Raw genomic sequence first — 8,657 nt, 5'->3', positions numbered from 1 at the left:
TCAACAGCAGCGACAGCAGCCCCACCCGTCGCCCCTGAAACCGCATCCGGGAGAAGGCGCCTCGACGTGCTGCGCTCCGACGATCCGTTGGAGCGGGTGGATGTGGTGCAGCCGGTCTTGTGGGCGGTGCACGTGTCCCTGGCCGAGGTGTGGCGGGTCAAGGGTGTGACCCCCGATGCGGTGATCGGTCACTCGCAGGGCGAGATCGCGGCGGCCTGTGTCGCCGGAGTCTTGTCTCTGAGTGACGCCGCGAAGGTGGTCGCGTTGCGCAGCAAGGCCCTCCTTGCCCTGTCCGGCAGCGGCGGGATGGTGTCGGTCAGCGCCGGTCTGGACGTGGTCGCCCCGTTGTTGACCGAGGGTGTGAGTGTCGCGGTCGTCAACGGTCCGACCAGTGTGGTGGTGGCCGGCGCGGACCTGGATGCGTTCCTGGCCGCTGCGGAGGTGGCTGGGGTGCGGGCCAAGCGGGTGAAGGTGGACTACGCCTCGCACTGCGCGTTGGTCGAACCGGTGGAGGCCGAGCTGGCCCGTCTGCTCGACGGGGTGCAGCCCATGGCCGGCGCGGTGCCGGTGTTCTCGACAGTCGAGGACGGCGGGGAGATGGACGCCGCCTACTGGTACCGGAACCTGCGGCAGCCGGTGCGCCTGGACCTGGCGGTGCAGGCCGCGCAGGCGGCGGGGCATCGGATCTTCATCGAGGTCAGCGCCCACCCGGTGCTCACCGGGGCGATCGAGGCCACCACCGTCGGCACGCTGCGCCGCGACGAAGGCGGCCCCGAGCGGTTCGTGCGGTCGCTGGCCGAGGCATGGGTGCAGGGCGCGCCCGTCGACTGGACCACCGTCATCCCGGCCACCCGGACCGTCGACCTGCCCACCTACCCCTTCCAACACCAGCGCTACTGGCCCACCCCCGGCGGCGCGACGAGCCTGGCGGACCCGGTGGACAGCGAGTTCTGGCGGGCCGTCGAGAACGGCGACCTCACCCCGCTGGGCATCACCGGGGACGGCACCGAGCTGCTGCCCGCACTGACCGCCTGGCGTCGCCGCACACGCCAGCACCACATCCTCGACGACTGGCGGTACCGGATCACCTGGCAAAGCCGGACCACACCGGCCGAGAGCACCCACACCGGCACCTGGCTGGTTCTGCGCCCCACCGGCGAACAGTGGTCGGACGCCGTCGAGGACGCCCTCCGGCAGGCCGGTGCCCGGACCGTACCGGTGACCATCGAAGAAGGCCCGATCGAGCGGACCACCGTCGCCGACGCGGTCGCCACCGCCGTTGCGGGAACGCCTGTCGACGGAGTGTTGTCCCTGCTCGCGCTGCCCTTCGCCGAGGCGACCGCCGCCGACGCGGTGCACGACACGTCCACGGTGCTGCACGGGCTCGCGGACGCGGGCGTCACCGCCCCGCTCTGGCTCGCCACCCGGTCCGGTGTCCGGGTCGGCCGCTCCGATGCCGCCCCGGCACCCACACAGGCGGCGCTCTGGGGCTTCGGCCGGGTCGTCGCCCTCGAGGAGCCGCACCGCTGGGGTGGCCTGGTCGACCTGCCGGCGCAGCCCGACCCCCGCTCGGCGGCCCGGCTCGTCGCGGCACTCACCGCCGGCGACGACGAGGACCAGTTCGCCGTCCGCGCCTCGGGCCTCTACACCCGCCGGCTGACCCGGGCCCCGCAGACCGGCGCGGCCGGCTGGTCGCCGTCGGGCACCGCGCTGGTCACCGGCGGCACCGGCGCGATCGGCGCGCACACGGCCCGCTGGCTGGCCCGCAACGGCGTCGAGCACCTGGTGCTCGTCAGCCGCCGTGGCCCCGACGCCCCCGGCGCCGAAGACCTGCGCGCCGAACTGGAACAGGCCGGCGTCCAGGTGACGATCACCGCCTGCGACATCGCCGACCGGGACGCCCTGCGCACAGTGATCGACGGCCTGGACGACCTGACCTCCGTCTTCCACACGGCCGCCGTCCTGGACGACGGCACCCTCGGCAGCCTCGACCGGGACCGGATCGACCGGGTCCTGGCCCCGAAGGCCGTCGCCGCCCAACACCTGCACGACCTCACAGGGGACCGGGACCTGAGCGCGTTCGTGCTGTTCTCGTCCTTCGCCGGCACCCTCGGCAACGCGGGACAGGGCGCGTACGCCGCCGCGAACGCGTACCTCGACGCCCTCGCCGAGCAGCGGGCCGCCGACGGCCTACCGGCGACCTCGATCGCCTGGGGCCGTTGGGGCGACGGCGGCCTCGCCGAGGAGGCCGTGCGTCGGGAGCGGCTCAGCCGAGGCGGCCTGGGCGCGATGGACCCGGAGTTGGCCCTCGCCGGTCTCGCCCAGGCGATCGGCGGCGGTGAGCCGGTGCTGGCCCTGACCGACGTCGACTGGGAGCGGTTCGCCCCCGGCTTCACCGCGGTACGCCCCAACCCGACCCTCGCCACCATCCCGGAAGCCGCCGCGACCACCGCTACCGACCCATCCGGCGACCTGACCCGGCGGCTGCGGTCGATGGCCGCCCGGGACCGCGCCACCGCGCTCGTCGACCTGGTCCGCGGGCACGCCGCCGCGGTCCTCGGCCACCCCGACGCGGACGGCGTGGAAGCGGAACGCGCCTTCCGTGACCTCGGCTTCGACTCGCTCACCGCTGTCGAGCTGCGCAACGCGCTCGCCGCCGCCACCGGCCTGCGGCTACCCGCCACCCTGATCTTCGACCACCCGAGCGCGCTCGCCCTCGGCGGCCACCTCAGCGGCCTGCTCGGCGCCGACAGTGACACCGAGCCCGCTAGCGCCGACCAGGGCGTCTCCGTCGGCGCTGCCGACCAGGGCATGTCCGTCGGCGCTGCCGACCAGGACGACCCGATCGTCGTGGTGGGCATGTCGTGCCGCTTCCCCGGCGGCGCCGACAACCCCGACCAGTTGTGGCAGCTCGTGCGCGACGAGGTGGACGCCATCTCCACGTTCCCCGCCGACCGTGGCTGGGACGTCGACAGCGTCTACGACGCCGACCCGGACAACGCCGGCACCAGCTACGTCCGCGAGGGTGGCTTCCTCTACGGGGCCGCCGCGTTCGACCCGGAGTTCTTCGGCATCTCGCCGCGCGAGGCCCTGGCCATGGACCCGCAGCAGCGGCTCCTGCTGGAGACCGCCTGGGAGGCGTTCGAGCACGCCGGCATCGACCCGTCGACCGCCCGCGGCGAGCAGGTCGGCGTCTTCGTCGGCTCGAACGGCCAGGACTACGGCGCGCTGCTCTACGGCTCCACCGAGGGCGTCGAGGGGCACACCATGACCGGCAACGCCGGCAGCGTCGCCTCCGGCCGGATCTCCTACGCGCTCGGCCTGGAGGGCCCGGCCGTCACCATCGACACCGCCTGCTCGTCGTCGCTCGTCGCGCTGCACCTCGCTGCCCAGTCGCTGCGCCGGGGCGAGTGCCGGCAGGCGCTGGCCGGCGGCGTCACGGTGATGGCCACCCCGGGCCGGTTCGTCGAGTTCAGCCGCCAGCGCGGGCTCGCCGCCGACGGTCGCTGCAAGGCGTTCGCCGACGACGCCGACGGCACCGGCTGGGGCGAGGGCGCGGGCATGCTGCTGCTCGAGCGCCGATCCGCGGCGCTGGCCGCCGGTCACCAGATCCTCGCCACGGTACGCGGCAGCGCGATCAACCAGGACGGCGCGTCGAACGGGCTGACCGCCCCCAACGGGCCCGCCCAGCAGCGGGTCATCCGGGCCGCCCTCACCGACGCCGGCCTGCGACCCTCCGACGTGGACCTCGTCGAGGCGCACGGCACCGGCACCCGACTCGGTGACCCGATCGAGGCCCAGGCCTTGCTCGCCACCTACGGGCAGCACCGACCCGCGGACCGCCCGCTGCGGCTAGGCTCGATCAAGTCGAACATCGGCCACACCCAGGCCGCCGCCGGTGTCGCCGGGGTGATCAAGGTGATCCAGGCGATGCGGTACGGGGTGCTGCCCCGGACGCTGCACGTGGACCAGCCGAGCGCCGAGGTGGACTGGGAGTCCGGTGCGGTCGCGCTGCTCGACAGGTCCCTGCCGTGGGAGGGCGACGGACCACGCCGGGCCGCCGTGTCGTCGTTCGGCATCAGCGGGACGAACGCCCACGTCGTGTTGGAGGGCGACCCGATCCCGGCAGCCCCGGACCCCGCCACGAACCCGCAACGGCCCTGCGTCTGGCTGCTCAGCTCGCGTACCGAGGAGGGGCTGCGGGACCAGGCCGAGCGGCTGCTCGGCCACCTGGACGAGCACCCGGGGCTGGACCCCTACGACGTCGGGTTCTCCCTCGCCACCACGCGTACCCCGCATCGGCACCGGGCGGCGGTGTTCGGCCGTGCCGAGCTGGCGGCGACGGCCGCCGGATCACCGGCTCCGATCACGGGGTCGATCGTGCGGGGCCGGACGGCGTTCATGTTCTCCGGTCAGGGTTCACAGCGGCCGGGGATGGGCCTGGAACTGGCCACCACCTACCCGGTCTTCGCCGACGCGTTCGACGCGGCCTGCGCCGAGTTGGACCTGCATCTGGACCGACCGCTGCGTTCGGTGATCGCCGACGGCGACGAGCTGGACCAGACGGTCTACACCCAGGCCGCGTTGTTCGCGGTCGAGGTCGCGCTCTACCGCCTGGTGGGCGCCACCCCCGACTACCTGGTGGGCCACTCGATCGGCGAGATCGCCGCCGCCCACGTCGCCGGTGTGCTGACCCTGGCCGACGCCGCGAAGCTGGTCACGGCGCGCGGCCGTCTGATGCAGGCGTTGCCCGCCGGCGGGGTCATGGTCGCGGTGCGGGCCACCGAGGCCGAGGTGGTGCCGCTGCTGGTCGACGGGGTTTCCGTCGCGGCCGTCAACGGTCCCCGTTCGGTGGTGCTGTCCGGTGCCGCCGACGCGGTGGCAGCGGTCGCCGCGCACTTCGCGAAGTCCAAGCGGTTGACGGTCAGCCACGCGTTCCACTCGGTGCTGATGGAGCCGATGCTGGCGGAGTTCGCGTCGGTCGCCGCGACGTTGACGTATGCGCAGCCGCGGATTCCGATCATCTCCAACGTGACGGGGCAGGTCGCCGAGACACCGGACGCGGCTTACTGGGTGCGGCACGTGCGGGAGGCGGTCCGGTTCGCCGACGGCATCACCACCCTGGAAGGCCTCGGCGTCAGCACCTTCGTGGAGATCGGCCCGGACGGGGTGCTCTCCGCGATGGGCGCGGACTGTGTGACCGACGCGGTGTTCGTACCGCTGCAACGATCCGACCGCGACCAACCGACCGCCCTGCGCGCCGGGCTCGCCCAGCTCCACGTCCGCGGCGTCGCGGTGGACTGGGTCGCCGTGCACCCCGGGGCGCGGCGGGTCGAGCTGCCCACCTACGCCTTCCAGCGGCAGCACTACTGGCCCGGGTCGGTTTCCTGGGCCCTGCCGGCCGCCGCGTCCGACGACGCGCACCTGTGGGACCGCATCGAGCGCGCGGACCTCGCCGGCATCGGCGCCGAACTCGCCCTGCCACCGGACGCCACCCTCCCGGCGGTCGTCCAGGCGCTCTCCGTCTGGCGGCGACAGGCCCGGCGGAGCTCGACGATCGACGGGTGGCGGTACGGCGTCCGCTGGCGGCCCCTGTCCTCCACCGGGACGCCCACGCTGACCGGCACCTGGCTGCTGGTCAGCACCCCCGACCATCCCACCGCCGAACTGGCCGCCGTGCTGCGCAGGCACGGCGCGGTGACCGGATCCGTCACGCTGACGCCGGCGGACCTGACCCGCGCCGGCACCGCCGCGCGGCTCGGCGCGGCCCTTGACGAGTACGGCCCGGTGCACGGCATCGTGTCCCTGCTCGCCCTCGACGAGGCCCCGCACCCCACGCACCCGATCCTCACCAGGGGTGTCGCCGGCACTGTGACACTGGTCCAGGCCCTCGACCAGCTCGGGGCCACCGCTCCGGTGTGGAGCGTGACCCGCGGGGCCGTCGCGATCGGCGGCTCGGAGCGGGTCGCCGCGCCCGCCCAGGCGCAGGTCTGGGGTCTCGGGCGGGTCGCCGCCCTGGAACAGCCGCGACTGTGGGCAGGTCTGGTCGACCTGCCGCCCCAGCTCGACGACCGGGCCGGCTCGCGGCTCTGCGCCGTGCTGGCCGGCGCCGGTGCCGGCGGCGGTGAGGACCAGGTGGCGATCCGCGCCTCGGCGATCTTCGGCCGCCGGCTGGTCCGCCATCCCCGCGGCACGACCCCCGGGCCGCAGTGGCGTCCCCGCGGGACGGTCCTCGTCACCGGCGGCACCGGAGCGCTGGGCGGGCGGGTCGCACGCCTGCTCGCCGAACGGGGCGCCGAGCACCTGCTCCTGCTCAGCCGCCGAGGCGCCGACGCACCCGGCGTAGCCGACCTGACCGGTGAGCTGACCGCGCTCGGTGCCCGGGTGACCGTCGAGGCCTGTGACGTCGCCGACCGGGACGCGCTGGCCGGCGTGCTCGACCGCGTCCCCACCGACCTGCCGCTGACCGCCGTGGTGCACGCCGCCGGCGTCGGCACCCCCGGATCGCTGCGGGACACCGACCTGGACGAGTTCGCCGCCGTGGTCCGCGCCAAGATCGCCGGCGCGGTGCACCTGGACGCGCTGCTCGGGGAGCGACAGATCGACGCGTTCGTGCTCTTCTCCTCCATCGCCGGGATCTGGGGCAGCGGCGGGCAGGGCGCCTACGCGGCAGCCAACGCGTACCTCGACGCCCTCGCCGAAGCCCGACGAGGCCGCGGCCTCGCCGGCACCGCCGTGGCCTGGGGGCCGTGGGGCGACGGTGGCATGGCCGAGGGGCCGGCCCAGGAGCAGTTGCGCCGCCGCGGCCTGCCCGTGATGAACCCGGACTCGGCGATCGACGCGCTGGCCGCCGCCATCGACGACCGCGAGGTGGCGCTCGCCGTCGCCGACGTCGACTGGGCCCGGTTCGCGCTGCCGTTCCAGGCGGTCCGCTCCGGCCGGCTGCTCGACGAGATCGACGAGGCGCGGGCCGCGCTCACCGCCGGTACGCCGGGGGCCGAGAACGACGCCGACGCCGACGCCCTGCGACGCAGTTTGACCGGCCTGCCGGCAGCCGAGCGGGAGCGGGTCGTGCTCGACCTGATCCGCAAGAACGCCGCCACCGTCCTGGGGCACACCGCCCCCGGCGGTGTCGACGTCGACCGCGGATTCCTGGAACTGGGCTTCGACTCGCTGACCGGTGTGGAGCTGCGCAACGCGCTCTCCGCCGAACTCGGCCTGCCGTTGCCCGCGACCCTGATCTTCGACTACCCGTCACCGCTGGTCCTGGCCGAGCACGTCCTCGACCAGTTGGCTGGCCCGGAGGCGGCGGGGGACCCGGAGGAGCAGCAGGTCCGCGAGGTCCTGTCCCGGATCCCGGTGGAGCGGCTGCGCGCGGCCGGCCTACTGGACACCCTGCTCGGCCTGGCACAGACCGGGCCGGAGGCGCCGGACGCGCCGCCGGCCACCGACGACGACGGTGAGGACCTGGCGGAGCTCGACGTCAGCGAGCTGGTCCGCCTCGCCCTCGACGGCACCGAGAGCTGACGGGGAGTAGACGATGGCCACGAGTTACGACGAGGTGGTGGCGGCGCTGCGTGCGGCGCTCGCCGACAACAAGCGGCTCAAGCAACGCGCCGCAGCCCCGGCGGCCCCGCCCGCGCCCGAACCGATCGCGATCGTCTCGACGGGCTGCCGGCTGCCCGGTGGAGTCCGGGGCCCCGATCAGCTCTGGGACCTGGTGACCGAGGGCCGGGACGCGATTGGTGAGTTCCCGTCCGATCGCGGTTGGGACCTGGCCGCCCTGTCCGAGCTCAGCACCGCGGGCTCCGGCGCCTTCCTCTACGACGCCGGTGACTTCGACCCCGGCTTCTTCGGCATCTCGCCGCGCGAGGCGATCGCCATGGACCCGCAGCAGCGGCTGCTCCTGGAGATCGCCTGGGAGACCTTCGAGCGGGCCGGGATCGACCGGGCCGCCGCCCGGGGCAGCCGTACCGGAGTCTTCGCCGGCACCAACAACCAGGACTACACGGGTGTGCTGGTCGCCGCCCTGGCGCAGGGCTTCGACGGGCACCTCGGCACCGGCAACTCGGCGAGTGTGGTCTCCGGGCGGATCTCGTACACGTTCGGCCTGGAAGGGCCGGCGCTCACCGTGGACACCGCCTGCTCGTCGTCGCTCGTCGCGGTCCACCTGGCCGCCCAGTCACTGCGCGACGGCGAGTGCGACCTGGCGCTGGCCGGCGGCGTCGCTCTGATGGCCACACCGTCGGTCTTCGTCGAGTTCTCGAAGCAGGGTGGACTGGCCGCCAACGGCCGCTGCAAGTCGTTCGCCGCAGCGGCCGACGGCACGGGCTGGGGTGAGGGCGCCGCGATGGTCCTGCTGGAACGGCTGTCCGACGCCCGCCGCAACGGTCACCCCGTGCTCGCCGTGCTGCGCGGCAGCGCCGTCAACCAGGACGGCGCGTCCAGTGGCCTGACCGCCCCGAACGGCCCCGCCCAACAGCGGGTGATCCGGGCCGCGCTGGCCAACGCCCGGCTCACCGTGGCCGACATCGACGTCGTCGAGGCGCACGGCACCGGCACCCCAGGTCGTCGGCAGTGGCACCTCGACGGCGGGGTTGACCCGCCGGACGATCTCGTCGAGCACCGTCTCCGCGTCACCCACCCAGAGGTGCTTG

At 74.4% G+C, this 8,657-nt stretch carries 3 pseudogenes; 2 read left to right on the top strand and 1 reads right to left on the bottom strand.

Annotated elements, in window-relative coordinates:
- Positions 1-66 precede the first annotated feature (66 nt).
- Both ACWCO3_RS26755 and ACWCO3_RS26750 read left to right on the top strand, forming a co-directional pair.
- Positions 67-7,527, top strand: a pseudogene (locus ACWCO3_RS26755) (type I polyketide synthase); the annotation flags it as partial.
- A 13-nt stretch (positions 7,528-7,540) separates the two neighbouring features.
- A pseudogene (locus tag ACWCO3_RS26750) lies at positions 7,541-8,506 on the top strand (beta-ketoacyl synthase N-terminal-like domain-containing protein); the annotation flags it as partial.
- A 27-nt stretch (positions 8,507-8,533) separates the two neighbouring features.
- Here the strand turns inward: ACWCO3_RS26750 and ACWCO3_RS26745 are convergent.
- Positions 8,534-8,657: pseudogene (locus tag ACWCO3_RS26745) on the bottom strand (alpha/beta hydrolase); the annotation flags it as partial.

The sequence above is a fragment of the Micromonospora sp. NPDC002411 genome (assembly GCF_053592955.1).
Note: the sequence above shows the minus strand (reverse complement) of the source record. Positions and strands in the feature narration are given on the sequence as shown.